The organism is Desulfovibrio inopinatus DSM 10711 (assembly GCF_000429305.1).
Classification (GTDB): domain Bacteria; phylum Desulfobacterota; class Desulfovibrionia; order Desulfovibrionales; family Desulfovibrionaceae; genus Alteridesulfovibrio; species Alteridesulfovibrio inopinatus.
This window is the reverse complement of record NZ_AUBP01000002.1, coordinates 412,900-429,039: the sequence shown is the minus strand read 5'-3', so window position 1 is coordinate 429,039 and position 16,140 is coordinate 412,900. Positions and strand designations below refer to the sequence as shown.

Annotated in this window: 12 protein-coding genes; 4 read left to right on the top strand and 8 right to left on the bottom strand. The window is 50.6% G+C overall.

From position 1 onward, the window contains the following. Window positions 1–78 precede the first annotated feature (78 nt). Window positions 79–690: an NAD(P)H:quinone oxidoreductase gene (gene wrbA, locus G451_RS0104195; RefSeq protein ID WP_027183279.1), complete on the bottom strand. Its 612-nt coding sequence runs from the start codon at window positions 688–690 to the stop codon at window positions 79–81. 175 nt (window positions 691–865) lie between these two features. Further along, on the bottom strand, window positions 866–1,168 hold the full coding sequence (locus G451_RS0104190) for a hypothetical protein (RefSeq protein WP_027183278.1): 303 nt from the start codon (window positions 1,166–1,168) through the stop codon (window positions 866–868). A gap of 210 nt (window positions 1,169–1,378) precedes the next feature. Here G451_RS0104190 and G451_RS0104185 point away from each other — a divergent pair, with 210 nt between their 5' ends. The 4 genes from G451_RS0104185 (at window position 1,379) to treY (ending at window position 7,968) form a co-directional block, all read left to right on the top strand. Beyond that, entirely contained in the window at window positions 1,379–1,936 is a 558-nt protein-coding gene (locus G451_RS0104185; protein ID WP_027183277.1) for a DJ-1 family glyoxalase III, read from the top strand. Window positions 1,937–1,949: 13 nt separating this feature from the next. Next, the gene (locus G451_RS0104180; RefSeq protein ID WP_027183276.1) at window positions 1,950–2,558 is read left to right on the top strand and encodes an NAD(P)H-dependent oxidoreductase; all 609 of its coding nucleotides are present in this window, start codon (window positions 1,950–1,952) and stop codon (window positions 2,556–2,558) included. Window positions 2,559–2,755: 197 nt separating this feature from the next. Continuing rightward, window positions 2,756–5,179, top strand: coding sequence for a DUF3536 domain-containing protein (locus G451_RS0104175; protein ID WP_027183275.1), 2,424 nt, complete (start codon window positions 2,756–2,758; stop codon window positions 5,177–5,179). After that, entirely contained in the window at window positions 5,176–7,968 is a 2,793-nt protein-coding gene (gene treY, locus G451_RS0104170; protein ID WP_027183274.1) for a malto-oligosyltrehalose synthase, read from the top strand. Before G451_RS0104175 ends, treY begins: the two co-directional genes overlap by 4 nt. Window positions 7,969–8,148: 180 nt before the next feature. Here treY and tssH read toward each other — a convergent pair whose 3' ends face one another. The 6 genes from tssH to tssC form a co-directional block, all read right to left on the bottom strand. After that, window positions 8,149–10,821, bottom strand: a complete 2,673-nt coding sequence (gene tssH / locus G451_RS27485; RefSeq protein WP_051261113.1) for a type VI secretion system ATPase TssH — start codon at window positions 10,819–10,821, stop codon at window positions 8,149–8,151. Next, complete coding sequence (gene tssG, locus G451_RS27480) at window positions 10,818–11,861, bottom strand: type VI secretion system baseplate subunit TssG (protein ID WP_051261112.1); 1,044 nt, start codon at window positions 11,859–11,861, stop codon at window positions 10,818–10,820. Before tssG ends, tssH begins: the two co-directional genes overlap by 4 nt. After that, the gene (gene tssF / locus G451_RS0104155) at window positions 11,825–13,558 is read right to left on the bottom strand and encodes a type VI secretion system baseplate subunit TssF (protein ID WP_027183273.1); all 1,734 of its coding nucleotides are present in this window, start codon (window positions 13,556–13,558) and stop codon (window positions 11,825–11,827) included. Before tssF ends, tssG begins: the two co-directional genes overlap by 37 nt. A gap of 11 nt (window positions 13,559–13,569) precedes the next feature. Beyond that, window positions 13,570–13,986 carry a type VI secretion system baseplate subunit TssE gene (gene tssE, locus G451_RS0104150; protein ID WP_027183272.1) on the bottom strand — a complete coding sequence of 139 codons (417 nt, stop codon included), beginning with the start codon at window positions 13,984–13,986 and terminating at the stop codon, window positions 13,570–13,572. Between the two features lie 68 nt (window positions 13,987–14,054). After that, a complete protein-coding gene (gene tssD / locus G451_RS0104145) occupies window positions 14,055–14,540 on the bottom strand; it encodes a type VI secretion system tube protein TssD (protein ID WP_027183271.1) in 486 nt (161 codons plus the stop codon). Between the two features lie 108 nt (window positions 14,541–14,648). After that, entirely contained in the window at window positions 14,649–16,136 is a 1,488-nt protein-coding gene (tssC, locus tag G451_RS0104140; protein WP_027183270.1) for a type VI secretion system contractile sheath large subunit, read from the bottom strand. Window positions 16,137–16,140 lie beyond the last annotated feature (4 nt).

Here is a 16,140-nt window from a genome sequence, read left to right as displayed (position 1 = left end):
CCTTTCGGTGTGTCAGGCTCTACAGGCCCGTGATCATCTCATAAGGCATTTATGGAAGAGCTCTTTGTTCAACCTGAATCAGCCAATGAGTTTACTGGCAATCGTTGCAACATGCCGTCCCTGAAAACGAGCACCACGCAATTCCGTATCATTCGGCGTTTTCGCTCCATCAGCCCCGGCAACCGTGGACGCACCATATGGCGAGCAGCCGCAGACTTCAGACGTATTCATGAGGCCTTCATAAGCATACGGCAAGCCTACAATGACCATGCCATGATGAAGCAATGAGATATGAAAGCTTAAAATAGTACTTTCCTGCCCACCATGCTGCGTGTTGGATGAAGTGAAAACACTTCCCACTTTCCCAACCAGTGCCCCCGTATCCCAGAGTTGTCCTGTCGCATCGAGAAACTGACGCATCTGTCCGCACATATTTCCGAAACGCGTCGGGGTGCCGAAAATGACCGCATCGGCAGCAGCTAAATCTTGTGGGGTGGCCACTTCGATGCTGGACATACCTTTTTGGATATCCAGAGCTCCCATTTTGGTCAGGATATCATCACTCAGCGTTTCAGGAACTCGTTTGAGGATGGGTGTGGCTCCTTCAACTTCCCCCACTCCTTCAGCCATGGCTTGTGCCATACTGTGAATGTGGCCATACAAGGAATAATAGACGATAAGTACATTCATGAACGCTCTCCTTTTATGTGCATATTGTACCATCCTATCAAACCTCGACGGCAATGGGCAACAACCGTGTTCCCAATCCTTCTGCTCTTATCAAAAAAAAGCGGCAACCGGCTTTGAACACCGATTGCCGCGCTCATGCACGGTCTTGTAACGCGCGAAGGTCTTGATGAGGTTATTACACACTCGAATTTGCAAAGACCCCCTTCCCCGTCATGTACGCCCCCAAGACGTCTTTACTCAAATCATATGTCTGGCTCATCGCGTCGGAACTGCCCGGATTGAAGCCAGAATTGAGTGTATCCAAGGTTTGTGTAACAAGGGAGGCGTTGAATTCGCTAGGCGTTGTCGCCATGGAACTCATAGAAGAGGATGAGTTGTTGAGGTTATCCAGGGTTTGACTGACAACAGAAGCCCCGAGCGTTTGCTTGTCGATATACCCAAGCATGGTCCCGGCGCCAGCAAGCGCGGAAACATTCATGACACACCTCTTTTTTTCACGTGTATATTATTATTTAACGCACAAGAACGGCCTAAGCAAGAAGGCAATGATGCCTTTCCATTGTCTTTCATCGGCACAAAAGAAAAAAACTTGACCCTTCTCTGCCTTTCTTTCACAACCACACCTTGCAACGTATTTTAAATACGATAAAATGCACATGTTTCCAGTCACCCTGTTAAGGAGGAAAGCATGTCCAAGACCGTATTGATTCCACTCGCCGACGGTTTTGAAGAAATTGAAGCCATGACCATGATAGATGTTTTACGTCGCGCCGGAGCCGACCTTACCGTATGCTCACTGGCAGAAGAAAAAACCGTGACCGGTGCACACGGCGTCCGTGTTATCGCTGACGAACCCTTGTCCATGGTCGAAAACTGCACGTTCGACCTCGTTGCCCTTCCTGGAGGGATGCCCGGAGCCTCAAATTTGCGTGCTTCCGAAGCTTTAACGAAGATATTGGCCGCACAGAACGCACATCAAGGATTGATCGGCGCTATTTGCGCCGCTCCGGCTGTGGTACTGAACGAAATAGGCTTACTTGAGGGCAAAATGGCCACGGCGTACCCGGGATTCATCGATACTATTCCGGAAGACCGTCGCTCGACTGATACTGTTGTTGAAGACGGCCACATCGTGACGAGTGCCGGTCCAGGAACCGCAATAGAATTTGCCTTGCGTCTGACAACTCGACTCTTCGGTCCAGCCAAAGCCGCCGAGGTAAGCGCTGGCATGCTTGTTGTTCAATAAGGAACTCTCTTCTATGACAATTCTTCTCATTGTCGCTCACCCCACCCCCGGCAGCTTTAATCATGCCATTTTCGAACGGGCGCATTCCACACTCGGTGCGCTCGGGCACAATGTCCTTCGTCACGATCTCTATGAGCAAGGATTTGACCCACTTCTTCCCGGTCCAGAAATTTCTCGCTCAAGCCCGCTTCCTTCCAACATCGAAACACACTGTCAGGATCTTGCCTCTGCCGATGGCATCATCATTGTACATCCGAACTGGTGGGGAATGCCTCCAGCCATATTGACCGGTTGGGTCGACCGCATTGTCCGGCCGGGGGTTGCATACGAATTCCTCGAAGGTGACAGTGGGGAAGGAGTCCCGACAGGTCTGTTGCGCGCCCAGACGGCGCTGGTCTTCAACACGTCAAATACCGCCAAAAATCGGGAACAAACAGTCTTCGGAGACCCGTTGGAACGTATTTGGAAGGATTGCATTTTCGATTTATGCGGGGTTCACTGCTTTCACCGACGCATGTTCGAAACAATCATTACAAGCACTCTTGAACAACGACATGCCTGGCTCGACGAAGTTGAGTCCACGGTTCGTGAATACTTTCCTGCTCGGCATTCTTCATCATGAACATGGGATAACAATTTCAAGGCCAAGGAAGGACATCCTTCCTTGGCCTTTTCCTTCCTCGATTTTCATTCTTTTTTCCGCCTTTTTTCAACACGCCTTGCGAAACACTCCCGATGTACGATAAACCCTGATCGTAATCGAAAAATCTTTGCCTTCTTTCGACGAACACGAGCACAGCCTCGACAGGATTCTTTCCTATGAAGCGATACATCTGCATCCATGGCCATTTTTATCAACCTCCTCGAGAAAATCCCTGGCTCGAAGAAGTTGAACTCCAAGATTCGGCCCATCCTTATCATGACTGGAACGACCGTATTACGGCTGAATGCTACGGCCCGAATGCTAGCGCTCGTATCCAAGACGATGAAGGCCGAATTATGGACATCGTTAACAACTATGCCCGTATCAACTTCAACTTCGGCCCAACCTTGCTCTCCTGGATGGAACGCAAACAGCCACTCATCTATGATGCCATCCGTGAAGCCGATCGACTGTCACAAGAACGCTTCGGTGGCCATGGTTCAGCTATAGCCCAAATTTACAACCACATGATCATGCCGTTGGCCACTACACGCGATAAGCACACGCAAATTGTCTGGGGATTGACGGATTTCTCCCGGCGTTTTGGTCGTGATCCTGAGGGTATTTGGTTACCGGAGACAGCATGCGATACCGAAACATTCGAGCTGCTTACCCAACACGGTATCACGTATACTATTCTCGCACAAAACCAAGCCAAACGTATTCGCCAACTTGGTCACGACGATTGGATCGATGTCTCGGGCTCACGTATAGATCCCACGACACCGTATATCTGTCACCTCCCCTCCGGAAACAGTCTGACGCTCTTTTTCTATGATGGCCCCATCAGTCAGGATATCGCCTTTGGAAGCCTGCTCGACAACGGACAAACATTGCGTGACCGCCTCATGGAGGCGTTTACCGATAATGGGCGCGACTGGCCGCAACTGGTCCATATCGCTACGGACGGCGAAACATTCGGTCATCACCACAAAGCCGGTGAAATGGCACTCGCCTGGGCGTTATCGCTCATCGAAGCAGATACAGGCGTCAGGCTGACGAATTATGGAGAGTACCTTTCCCTCTATGAACCGCAATTCGAAGTCGAAGTATATGACAACTCGGCGTGGAGCTGCGTCCATGGCGTGGAACGGTGGCGTTCGGATTGCGGATGCAATTCGGGCATGCATCCGGGATGGAATCAGGCATGGCGCAAACCCTTGCGCGAGGCTATAGACTGGTTGAGCCGTGAAGCCGCAGACGTGTTCGACAAGCTTGCCCCTCGCTATTTTACTGACCCATGGGCAGCCCGCGACGCCTATATTGATGTCATTCTGGACCGATCCGATACAAACGTATCCACGTTTTTCAAAAAGCACGCATCCCGAGTTCTTGCCCCCATGGATATGGTTTCAGCCTTGAAACTCATGGAACTCCAGCGTTTTGCCCAACTCATCTTCACCAGTTGCGGCTGGTTCTTCGATGAAATTTCCGGCATCGAAACCGTTCAAATCCTTCAATACGCGGTCAGAACCATTCAGCTTGCTGAAGAAATCGGAGGACGTTTTCTGGAAGAAACCTTCGTGGAAAAACTCGCCCAAGCGCCCAGCAATGTTCTCTCCTCCGGAGACGAAGCGTATACTCGTTACGCCAAACCCTCGCAGGTCGATATGCTCCGGGTTGCGGCCCACTTTGCGATATCTTCACTCTTTGAAAGCTATCCACAGGAATTCAATATCAGCCGCTACAAGGTCATCAGCGATTTCTCGAACCGCCACACAGCCGGCCGATCCAGTTTGCTCACCGGCAAAGCAGGCATGGCCTCGCAGATTACGACAGAATATATTGAAATTCAGTACGCAGTGCTCCATCCCGGAGACCACAACATTATTTGCGGCATCCAATTTTTTCACGATGTTGGCAACCTGCGCAAGATGGAACGAGAACTAGCCGACTCGTTCAACCGAGGCAACCTTACCGAAACCATACGCGCCTTGGACAACCACTTCGGACGAGCGACCTATTCCATCTGGCACCTCTTCCGCGACGAACAGCGCAGTGTAGTCAATAAAATTCTGACGCCACAATATAAATTGGCAGAAAACGCATTCCGCCAAACCTATGAGAGTAACTACAGTATTCTCAATTTTCTCGACTGGCTCGATATTCCTCCACCATCGCACTTTACGCAGGCGACAACCTTCGTCATCCGCACCGACGCGAAACGCCTCTTCTCGCAATCGCACATAGATCCGGAAGATCTTCGTCAACTCATGGAAGAAGCACGGAAACGCAACGTGGATATACATGATGAAACAGTGTGTTTTGCCGTAGCGGGTTGGGTCAACAATGCCATGGCCGAACTGGCCACTACACCCAAAAATATCGCCAAAATGCAAACCTTGGCCACATGCCTTGATTTGCTTGAACCGCTGCATCTCGGATTGCTTGTCTGGAAAGCACAGAACACGCTGTTCGGCCTCCGTGTAAAGCTCTACGAAAACATGGTACAACGAGCCGCAACTGGTGATGCCGATGCCCGACAATGGGTTGAGGCCTTCACGATTCTCAGCCGACACCTCAAGGTAAAACTCCCATGAATACTCCCGACGCGACCTATCGCCTGCAACTGCATGCACAATTTGGCTTTTCCGAAGTGAAAGCGCTCGTTCCCTATCTGCATGAACTCGGCATCACTCATATCTATGCTTCTCCCATTTTCAAGGCCCGGCCCGGCTCCAGACATGGCTATGATGTCTGCGACCACCAAATACTCAATCCAGAATTGGGAGACCAAGCCGCCTACAACGGCATGATGACCAGCCTCAAAGAATATGGCATGGGCTGGGTTCAAGATATTGTGCCCAACCATATGGCCGTATCCGGCGAAAACCGTATGCTCGTCGATGTCCTTGAAAACGGAGAAGCTTCACGGTTTTTTGAATTCTTCGATATCGACTGGGATCACCCTTTTGAAAGCATCAAAGGCCGCATGATCGCTCCGTTTCTCGGCGCATTTTACGGAAAAACGCTGGAGAATGGCGAAATTACCATTGGATTCGATGAAAACGGATTTCATGTCCGCTATTATGAACTCCGTTTTCCACTGCGTATCGACAGCTATGATGACATTCTCACCTTGGGGCTCAAACAATTGCGCTCCAAGCTCGGGCGAGAAAATCCCGATTACATCAAGCTGCTCGGCGTACTCTACAACATCAAGAATCTGGCCCCCCGGTCTGAAGGACTCGAACGCTACGATCAAATCTCGTTCATCAAGCGCATGCTTCATGAGCTCAAGAAAGGCAGCAAGGCGATTTCCGCATTCATTGACGCCAACCTCAAATATATCAACGGTGACACCGGGCAGGATGGACCGGAGCGATTTGACAGGCTCGATGCCCTGCTTGGCAAACAATACTTCCGTCTCTCGTTTTGGAAAGTAGCGGGCGAAGAGATCAATTACCGACGTTTTTTCAGCATTAATGAACTCATTTCCTTGCGTGTCGAATACGATGAGGTGTTTCAACATACCCACAAGTTTATTCTCGAAGAAGTCCATGCGGGACGTTTTTCCGGGTTACGAATCGACCATATCGACGGGCTGTATGATCCAACGGCCTACCTGAAAAAATTGCGCGAAGAAGCCCCCAATGCCTATATCGTCGTAGAGAAAATTCTTATCGGGCAGGAGCCACTCCCCGGATTCTGGCCCATTCAAGGCACAACCGGTTACGACACCTTGAGCCTCTGTCAAAACCTTTTCGTCGATCGGGACAATGAAGCAACGTTTGACTCCATCTATGCAGAGTTCATCGAGAAAAAACGTAGCCTGGCAAGTATTGCTCAACGCACCAAAAGTGGAATTCTGCGACGCCACATGGCCGGCGATGTGGATAACCTCACTCGCCTTGTCAACAGCGTGTCCAGTCGAGACCGCCACGCATTCGACATAACGCAAAGTGCTCTCCGCCAAGCCATATCCGAACTGCTCGTCCAATTTCCCGTCTATCGAACGTACATCAGCAATGATGCAGCTCGCCCGGCCGATCTCAACTATATTCGATCAGCCATTCGTCTCGCCCGTCGACGCAATCCCGATTTACGTTTTGAATTCGACTTTCTCGAACGATTCCTCCTTCTTGAATTCGATGACCGCATGTCCGAGGACGACAAGCGACAATGGATTCAATTCGCCATGCGCTTCCAACAAGTCACGGGACCACTCATGGCCAAGGGCATGGAAGATACAGCATTTTATATCTATAATCGGCTTGTTTGCCTGAATGAAGTCGGATGCGAACCAACACAATTCGGTATTCGTCCGGAAAATTTCCACGAAATCATTGAGCAACGACGCAAGGTCTGGCCCTTATCCATGAACGCCACCGCAACTCACGACACCAAGCGCGGGGAAGATACGCGCATGCGCTTGTGCGCGTTATCTGAACTTGCTGATGAGTGGTCCGAGTCGCTGCACAAATTTAGCCGCGCTAATGCCCGAAAACGTCCACAACATGCCGACGAACTCATGCCGGACAAAAACGATGAGTACTTCCTCTATCAGACACTCCTCGGAAGTTGGCCGGAAACACGCGACGAACACTATACTGCACGCATCGCGGCCTATCTCACCAAAGCCGTACGCGAAGCCAAATTGCATTCGGGCTGGATTAACCCGGACGAAGAGTATGAAAACGCCTACACCACGTTCGCCAGCAAAATTCTCGGAGAGGATGAAAAGAGTAATTTCAACAAGGTGTTCACCCCGCTTCACCACAAAACAGCCCAACTTGGAGCGCTCTATTCCCTTGCCCAAACGGTCTTAAAAGTGTCTCTACCGGGTGTTCCTGACTTTTATCAAGGAAGTGAACTCTGGGATTTGTCGTTGGTGGATCCTGATAATCGGCAACCGGTCGACTTCACACTTCGCCGAAAAATGCTGTCCGGTCTCAAAAAAGAATTTTCCAGTAAGCCTCTCGATCTATGCGAATCGCTTCTCTCCCACTACGAGGATGGACGCATCAAACTCTTTACGATTTGGCGCACATTGATGTGTCGAAAAGCCCATCCTGAACTTTTTCTTGAGGGAAATTATACGCCTCTTCTCTTTGAAGGTCGCCACAGCGTGCATGCATTTGGATTCGTGCGGCAAATCGAGACCATGACAGCCATTGTCCTTGTACCCCGACTCGCTGCCGGTCTGCTCAAAACTGAAGGTTTATCGTTGGGCGATGTCTTCAAAGATACGGACGCCATCACCGAAAATCTTCCTCATGGAGAATATGAAGATGTCATCACGGGAGAGAGTATCACCGTGGAAGACCGTCTTCATCTCGATTCCGCATTACAACATTTTCCCGTCGCATTATTTCTGTTTGTTGCATAGCTTATGAAGATACGAAAAAACATGCAGTGGATGTGATGACGCTCGTCTTTTATAACAAGATGCTTCTGGCAATAAACCGCGGTCCGGAGGCACATCCCCCGGACCGCGGTTTTCATTTGTCTTCCGAAACGCTCGCCTTCCGTGCGGTCATGCTTTGGCGAGTTCGTTCATGCAGCTGGATCAGCTTGCGTCGGCAGTGTCATCAGCGGCAGGCTGGACAGCCGCAGACGGTGTGTCATCAAAGCTGAAGATAAAAGAGCCATCGTCGGACACATCAATATGGGCTTTAGCCGGCATCTGCCCTTCGCTGAGATGCTCAAGAATGGTCTGCGACAGCTTGGGCAACACATTGCCATTGAGGATATACTCAATATTGCGGGCACCGGTTTCGGTCTCCGTGCATCGAGCCGTGATTTGATCCACAACAGCATCGCCCCAGGTCAACGTCATCTTGTTGTTTTCCAGAAGCGTTTGCTTGAGCTTATTCAGCTTGAGCACGGTAATGCCTTTCATGGCGTCGGGATTGAGATCATAATACGGCGCAATCGTCATACGCGCCAACAGCGCCGGTTTGAAATGCTGCGACAAGATGGGCCGCAGAGCCCCCATCAGGGCATCCATGGGCATTTCGCCGTCTTTGGTCATCTCCTGAATGACATCCGATCCAAGGTTTGACGTAAGAATAATGACCGTATTCTTGAAGTTGATATCCTTGCCTTCCCCATCGGCCAGCATGCCCTTGTCAAAGACCTGGTAGAACAATTCCATGACCGACAAGTGGGCTTTTTCCACTTCGTCGAGCAAAACCACCGAATATGGTTGCTGCCGAACCGCTTCCGTCAGCATACCACCTTCGCCATATCCGACATATCCCGGAGGCGACCCGATGAGGCGGGACACGGTGTGCGATTCCTTGAATTCGCTCATGTTGATGGTGACGATATTCTTTTCTCCACCGAACAACAGATCAGCCAATGACAAGCCCGTTTCGGTCTTCCCGACCCCGGAAGGACCGACAAGGAGAAAAACGCCAAGCGGTTGATTGGGATTCTTGATACCCGATTTTGCCGATTGAATGACCTTGGTCACGACGGCTAAGGCCTGATCCTGACCTTTGATGCGCGTTTTCAGACGCTCTTCCAGGTTGAGAATGGTTTTGGACTCGTCACGTTGGACTTTACCGAGCGGGATGCCTGTCCAGTCGGAAACAATCTGCCCGATGACATCGGGATTCACTTCAATCTGAATGAGCTGTCCGTCTTTTCGTGTTTCCGCCAGCGCACTTTCAGCTTCGGCAAGTTGTTTTTCCAGATCGGCTTTCTGGTCGGCGGTATCTTCAGTCAATCCATGAATCTGAGTACGGATATCAAGCAACGCCTTGACGGCGTCCTTTTCGGCCAGCCAGCGCGCTCGTAAGGCTTCGGCCTTGGCCGTCAAATCATCAATGGCGGCGAGCACATCGCTCAGTTCATCTTCGTCGATCTTAACCCCGTCGTCACGGTCGCGTTCCAACGTCTTTTTCACGCGTTCTTTAGCCTGAATGGATCGTTCCAGGTCTTCCAAGCTGGACGGTTTGTCCGTCAGATTGATCTTGACGCGAGCGCCGGCCGTATCGAGCAGGTCAATGGCTTTATCCGGCAAGAACCGGCCCGTAATGTACTTGTCGGCAAAGATGGCCGCGGATTCTATGGCATCGTTGCGCATGACGACGCCGTGGGCTTTTTCGAACATATCCTTCAAGCCCTGCAAGATGATCGTGGCCGTTTTGACATCAGGTTCAGCCAGCTTGATGAGTTGAAAACGACGAGCCAACGCCGGATCCTTCTCGAAATATTTTTTGTATTCACTCCAGGTCGTGGCCGCGCAGGTCTTCAGCTCCCCACGTGCCAACGCCGGCTTGAGCAAGTTGGCAGCATCCGATCCACCGGCAGCCCCCCCCGCACCGACAAGTGTATGGGCTTCGTCAATGAAGAGAACAATCGGCTTTTCTGAAGCTTTGATCTCATTAAGTACTCCCTTGAGCCGATTTTCAAACTCTCCCTTCATCCCGGCACCGGCCTCAAGTGCCCCCATATCGAGACCGAGCAACGTCACGCCACTCAGCATTTCTGGCACATCGTTTTGCGTAATGCGTAATGCCAAGCCTTCGATAACGGCGGTTTTCCCAACACCGGGTTCACCGACCAGAATAGGATTGTTCTTCCGGCGTCGTCCCAACACATCGACAATTTGTCGAATCTCGTGGTCACGGCCAAACACGGGATCAATGTTGCCTTCACGCGCTTTGGCTGTAAAATCCTGGCAATAGCGACCAATAAACGTATCTTCTCCCGAAGGCGTCTCGCCTTCTCCAGGTGCGGCGGTCGCGTGAACGGCTTTTTCCTGCGATGTTTTCACGATGGTGAAAAATTCGTCTTTCAACGTCTGGAGATTGACCGCTTTGATGATATCGACCCAAAGCCCGGAACTGAAAAAGGTCGGCTTGGACAGGAATGCCATGAGTACGCCACCCGAACGGATTTTGGCTTCCGTCAAATCAATGGAGTTGACAAGCCAAGCCGATTCGAAAAGTTCGATCAATAACGGAGAAAATGTAGGTTTCCCCGCATTCCCGGTCTTGATGTCTTCCAATGAGGCGGTCAATGCCTGCATGAGCCGTCCCGGATCGATTTCGAATCGTTTAAGGATAAGCGGCATATCGCTGCCCGGCGTTTCGAGACATTTCAGAAAAAAATGCTCGACCATCACTTCATAGTTGGTGCGCGATACGCACAGTCCGGCCGCGTTTTGCAGGCTGGTGGCGCAAAACCCATTGAGCTTCATCAAAAGGGACTTCATGTCGACATTGATCATGTGTGCACCTCGTAAAGATTCATGTGAAAGACCGCCTCTGGGCGTTCTGGCGGTTTTTGCGAGAAAACCCAGGTATCATACCCCAGTTGAGACCATTTGTTTGCGCCCAATTGGGCCGGGCGGGCGTCGCTGTTTTTGAGGCGAAGCGTCAGCACGCAGTCCAGCGGATTGAGCAGGTAGAGCCTGGTCAGTTCCCGAACCCAGGAATACTTCGAGGAGTCGGGCAGACAAGCATGATATTTTTCGTCATCGACAGGACCGATGACAAGCCGAAAACGCGTCATGCGATCAGACAATTCTTCCCCAAGATAGGCATCTTCCCCGAGTTGATGTCCCTGAACACCAACATGTAGACGTTGACTGTGAGGAATCTTCACCTTTCGTATAATATTGGGCACCACTTTGACCGGAATGCCTCCCAACGCGTCTGAAATAAGCGTTTTGAGACCGGTTGCCGAGCGTGGCCATTGTGTGAACAGCCCGATATAGCGCGGCATGCGGTACATATTGGACACTTCATGCCGCAATTCGGGCAATCCGTATCCGAGAAGACAGTACAACCGCTGAATGTTTTCTGCATCAAGTTTGCCTGCAACCTGCATGAAGAGCCGATATTTCGACCAAGCTTGCGCAAGCAGCGGGTAAAACGGAATATTGATGATATCGAGAAAATCACGAGTGACCGACGAATCTTCCGTGGCTTCATCAAGCAAATCCTCGGTGTACCACGTCGGTAAGGGTGAGGATGCACCGTAAAGACCAAGGAACGTCGCTGTGAGGTGATACAGATCATGGCCGTTTTCGGCCGATTCACGCGAAATGTCGACAATATCGGTGCCGGGAAACGACAGCGACAACTGAGGGCGTACCCGAAGATTATCCTTCAGAAACCGCTCGGCCGCATCCATGCCATACTGCTTTTGAAAAAAATAACTCAAAAGCCGTATGGATTGAAAAAAGGAATATCTGGCTGGATCGGCGAGCAGATCTTCCTGAATCGATTTTAAATCAGCGGGCGATCGCCCGTCCGTAGCGGCCATTCGTAACTCTCACCGGTATGATGGTCGATAATTTTGAATTGCGTAAAGCTGTTCAAGCTCGAATAGCTGCCGAAAAAGGTATCAAGCACAGACCCAAATAAATACATATCGCCCAAACTGGCAAAATTCTGGCTGGACAGGGTCAGCTCAATGATATTTCCCCGCATGATATGCCCCCGAAGAATACGCTCATTGAGAATGGAACGCAGTTCGAGAACACCGTCAACGCGTTTGTTGTTCGCAACCACCGACGCCCGATCCCGGGTATCCGGAAAAATATACAACCTCAAGAGCGCTTTGAGGTTCTCGGCGTTCGCAATAGGTAAATAATTCAAAGAGATGTGCGACAATAGGCGCCAGAGCAGTTCTCGACCAAGTGGCGGCTGAACGGCTGCCGACGGCTGCGAGATATTTTTGAAATCGGTCAGTGAAGGAGATGTTTCCGTCGGTTGATTGATATCACCGACTTGAAGACTCTCAGGCAATCGAAAATTGGTGCATAAAAGTTCTATGGAAAGCGTTTCCGGGACCGGCGCAGGCGCATCTGGTGGATACGCAACGGACAGATTAAGCGCCATGGAGTCATCGGTTGCCGAATTGCGTTGCGAGACTTGATAAACGGCAACATCGTCACTTCTCGGACGAAACATCTCAAACGCAACGTATTTTCGCTGCTTCACCGTCCCCTGGATGAAGCCGACCACGTTTTTGATATCATACACCTGGTAGTTGTTGATATGCTGATCGCTTGGCCTCACCCGGTAATACGTCCGCTTATGATCAAGCAAAATCGGTTCGGCCCCGTGCTTGAAAAGATTGACGGCCGGAGTGGCGGACAGGATGAAATGGCCCTGTTTAAAATCAGGCGCATTTTGCGGCAGTGCATCCAGTGTGATGGAAATGCTAAAGCTCGATCCCTTCCCTTTGTTTTTCCACTTATCCAGTCCGGTAATGTCGATGAACAGGAATTTATGCGGCATGACAAAATATTCCTGCAACAATCGGAATCCGGGGAACGAATTTGGAGGATAGGGAAACAAAGCGTCTTCATCAGCAAAACCGACCGGCTTGAGACACGAACCGGGCAAGGTGAGGACATCGCCGGTTTCGCCAGCAGCAATCCGAACCTCTCGGGCTTCAGTCAATAACAGCCGATACCGATCCGAGGCTTCGGCCAAGCTTCCACCGATGAGAAGTCGTAAAGACTTCGGTTCCCATTCGGTCAAGGATATCCCCGTCAGTTCAAAAGAAAGACGAAGACGCGGCTTTTTGCCCAGAGATTTTTCCAAATTGACGCCGGTAATACGCAAGGGATGAATATCAACATCATAACATGTGGTGAACACACATCGCGTGTCGTCGACCGGTACCGACGCAATGGCCGCCCCCTTGGGAACATGAAGAATTTCCATGAGCCCTGGCTTCGGGGTGAATTGAATAACGGTTGCAGATGGGATAGGCCGCAAATAATGCGGAAAAATGATGCGCAGCAGGTTATGAACGATTTCGGGAAATTCATCGTCGAGCTTTTCGCGTACAAGCCCGGTGAGAAAAGCTGTTCCTTCAAGCAATCGTTCAACGTCCGGATCCGATCCCGGTCCGGAAAGCAAGGGAGCCAAGGCAGGGTGAGCTTTAGAGAATTCGACGGCGAGTTCTTTGAGGTGGTAAAGTTCCTGCTGATAATAATTTGAGATCATAACGACACGGCCTAGCTCATGATAGAAATTTTGCCGTCGGACTGAACGACGGATTCAAACACAACCGGGGTTTTAAGACTTTCTACGGCGATACGGCCTTTGATCTTGAAACGCAAGGACAAGGCATCGGCAGGGTCTCGATCAAACTCGACATCGACATCGGCAAGGCGTGGTTCATACCGCATGATGGCCATAGAGATATTTTCTTCAAGCTCTTGCATGATGTCAGTACCGAAATTCGTTGCCAAATCCGTAAAGTCGGCAAGCCCATATTCCGGATCGATCGGCACAGACCCTTGTCGCGTATTGAGCAGCTTTTGCAAATGCCGCATAACCGACTGGAGAAGACGTTGTGGGTCGATCTCACCTGAACGAGTTGTATTTTTTTCGAAGTCTCGGATCCGTTCCAAAAGACGCAGTTCATGCATGTCGTCTCTCGTCTCCAACAAGAATTAGCCCGTAGGTCGGTACACACCGGCCTACGGGCAGCATCGGCCTAAGAATCTTTCCACGAATCCGTGTATTCGATGTTCCCATCTGTGTAGGTATGAGTAATCTTCGAATACGTAAACTGAATCTCTTCCATATCATGATAGGGTTTGTTGTCCGGAAGAAACGTCGTGGGGGTGAAGTGTTTCTTCTGCACAATAATGGCTTCGTCGAGTTCGACGTTAAAGTAGTTTTCTTCTTCCCCCGTATCTTTAATACGGAAGTAGTAGAGATTTACGGTGCACTGTTCGCCGGTACACAGCGATTTCAGCAGTTTAGGGCTCTGCGGGCCGACGTGCGTGATGACGATGAGCGGATGGTGAATACGCTGACCAGTGGGCAGACCGGTATGGGTGTCCTTGGGAATTTCAATCGTATGAGAGATATCGTAAACGAGAATGTTATCTTTCTTGTTGGAATCGGACTGCGTGCAGTCGCCTTTGATTTGACCTTGGGACTTTCCGGTGACCTTCATATACGCGGTAAGAGCCATGCTGTTCCTCCTGGGAAGGAATGGGTTGTCGTAAACAAACGATGCAACGAAACGTTCCGCGAAACAATGGGCCCGTATTCTTTCGCGGACAATGGTCGCTCAAATTTGCTATTGCTTGTCGAGCTTGCCGACAAGAGACAGCGTAAAGTTGGCGCCCATGTATTTGAAGTGGGGGCGGACCTTCAGTGATACACTGTACCAGCCTGGATCGCCTTCCACATTCTTAACGTCGATCTGTGCCATACGTAACGGCCGACGAGACCGTACGGACGGGTCGGGATTGTCCATTTCCGTAACGTATTGGCTGATCCATTTATTCAGTTCAGATTCAAGATCTTGTCGTTCTTTCCAAGTGCCGATATTTTCGCGCTGAATGACCTTGATGTAATGGGCCAGCCGGTTGACGATCATCATATACGGCAATTGTGTGGACAGCTTGTAATTGAGTTCCGCGTCCTTGCCTTCCTTGGATGTACCAAAGAATTTCGGCTTCTGACAGGAGTTGGCAGAGAAGAAAGCGGCATTGTCACTGCCTTTGCGCATGGTGAGAGCGACAAACCCTTCTTCGGCCAGTTCGAATTCCCGCCGTTCGGAAATAAGCACTTCTGTAGGAATCTTCGTCTGAATGGCGCCCATGGCCTCAAACTGGTACAGGGGTAAATCTTCAACCGCTCCACCGCCCTGAGGACCAATGATATTCGTACACCAGCGATATTTGGCAAAGCTGTCGGTCAGTCGAGCGGCCAAGGCAAAGGCGGTGTTGCCCCAAGCAAAGTCGTCAGTACTACCGGCCACATCTTCCTGATAGTTGAAGGTCTTTGCCGGATCAGTTTCCGGTCCATACGGCAAGCGCAACAGAAAACGCGGTAAAGTTAAGCTGACGTTTCGTGCATCTTCGGATTCGCGGAAGGAGTTCCACTTCGTATATTGCGGCATCTCGAAAATGGAATGCAGATCTTTGAGATCAGGCAGTTTGGACCAATCGTCAATGCCGAAAAATTCTTTACTGGTCGCGGCGATGAAGGGAGCATGCGACATCGTTGCGACGCTCGCGACATATTGCAGCAATTTGATATCTTGCGGGCCGGGGCCGAAATCAAAGTTCGCAACCATGGCGCCGTAAGGTTGACCGCCGAATTGGCCATATTCCGCCGTGTATACCCGTCGATACAAACCGGACTTTGGAACTTCCGGCGAATCTTCGAAGTCATCAAGCAAGTCCTGCTTGGTAACGTTCATGATATCAATCTTGATATTCTGGCGAAAATCCGTGTGATCGACGAGATATCTAAGAGAACGCCACGCAGATTCGAGCTTCTGGAAGTCTCGATTGTGCAAAATTTGATCGACTTGCGACGATAATTTCTTATCGATTTGGGCAATCATATCGTCTACGGCGGCACCGGAAATACGTTCGGCTTTCCGGTCCGGTTTTGTCATTTCTTCCAAAAAGGCCTGCAAGCCTTTTTTGGTGACATCATAATACTCGTCCGTCGGCTTCAGCTTCGTCGCCTGAACAATATCGTCCAACAGGCTGCCGGCCGTGGCTTCCGCAGGTTGGGCTTGCTGCTCTTGTTTGACTTGTTCGTCGGTCATGGTC

What these genes read in the sequence shown, in the direction of transcription:
- wrbA (WP_027183279.1), bottom strand. Translation starts at nt 690, where the DNA reads ATGAATGTACTTATCGTCTATTATTCCTTGTATGGCCACATTCACAGT.
- G451_RS0104190 (WP_027183278.1), bottom strand. Translation starts at nt 1,168, where the DNA reads ATGAATGTTTCCGCGCTTGCTGGCGCCGGGACCATGCTTGGGTATATC.
- G451_RS0104185 (WP_027183277.1), top strand. Translation starts at nt 1,379, where the DNA reads ATGTCCAAGACCGTATTGATTCCACTCGCCGACGGTTTTGAAGAAATT.
- G451_RS0104180 (WP_027183276.1), top strand. Translation starts at nt 1,950, where the DNA reads ATGACAATTCTTCTCATTGTCGCTCACCCCACCCCCGGCAGCTTTAAT.
- G451_RS0104175 (WP_027183275.1), top strand. Translation starts at nt 2,756, where the DNA reads ATGAAGCGATACATCTGCATCCATGGCCATTTTTATCAACCTCCTCGA.
- treY (WP_027183274.1), top strand. Translation starts at nt 5,176, where the DNA reads ATGAATACTCCCGACGCGACCTATCGCCTGCAACTGCATGCACAATTT.
- tssH (WP_051261113.1), bottom strand. Translation starts at nt 10,821, where the DNA reads ATGATCAATGTCGACATGAAGTCCCTTTTGATGAAGCTCAATGGGTTT.
- tssG (WP_051261112.1), bottom strand. Translation starts at nt 11,861, where the DNA reads ATGGCCGCTACGGACGGGCGATCGCCCGCTGATTTAAAATCGATTCAG.
- tssF (WP_027183273.1), bottom strand. Translation starts at nt 13,558, where the DNA reads ATGATCTCAAATTATTATCAGCAGGAACTTTACCACCTCAAAGAACTC.
- tssE (WP_027183272.1), bottom strand. Translation starts at nt 13,986, where the DNA reads ATGCATGAACTGCGTCTTTTGGAACGGATCCGAGACTTCGAAAAAAAT.
- tssD (WP_027183271.1), bottom strand. Translation starts at nt 14,540, where the DNA reads ATGGCTCTTACCGCGTATATGAAGGTCACCGGAAAGTCCCAAGGTCAA.
- tssC (WP_027183270.1), bottom strand. Translation starts at nt 16,136, where the DNA reads ATGACCGACGAACAAGTCAAACAAGAGCAGCAAGCCCAACCTGCGGAA.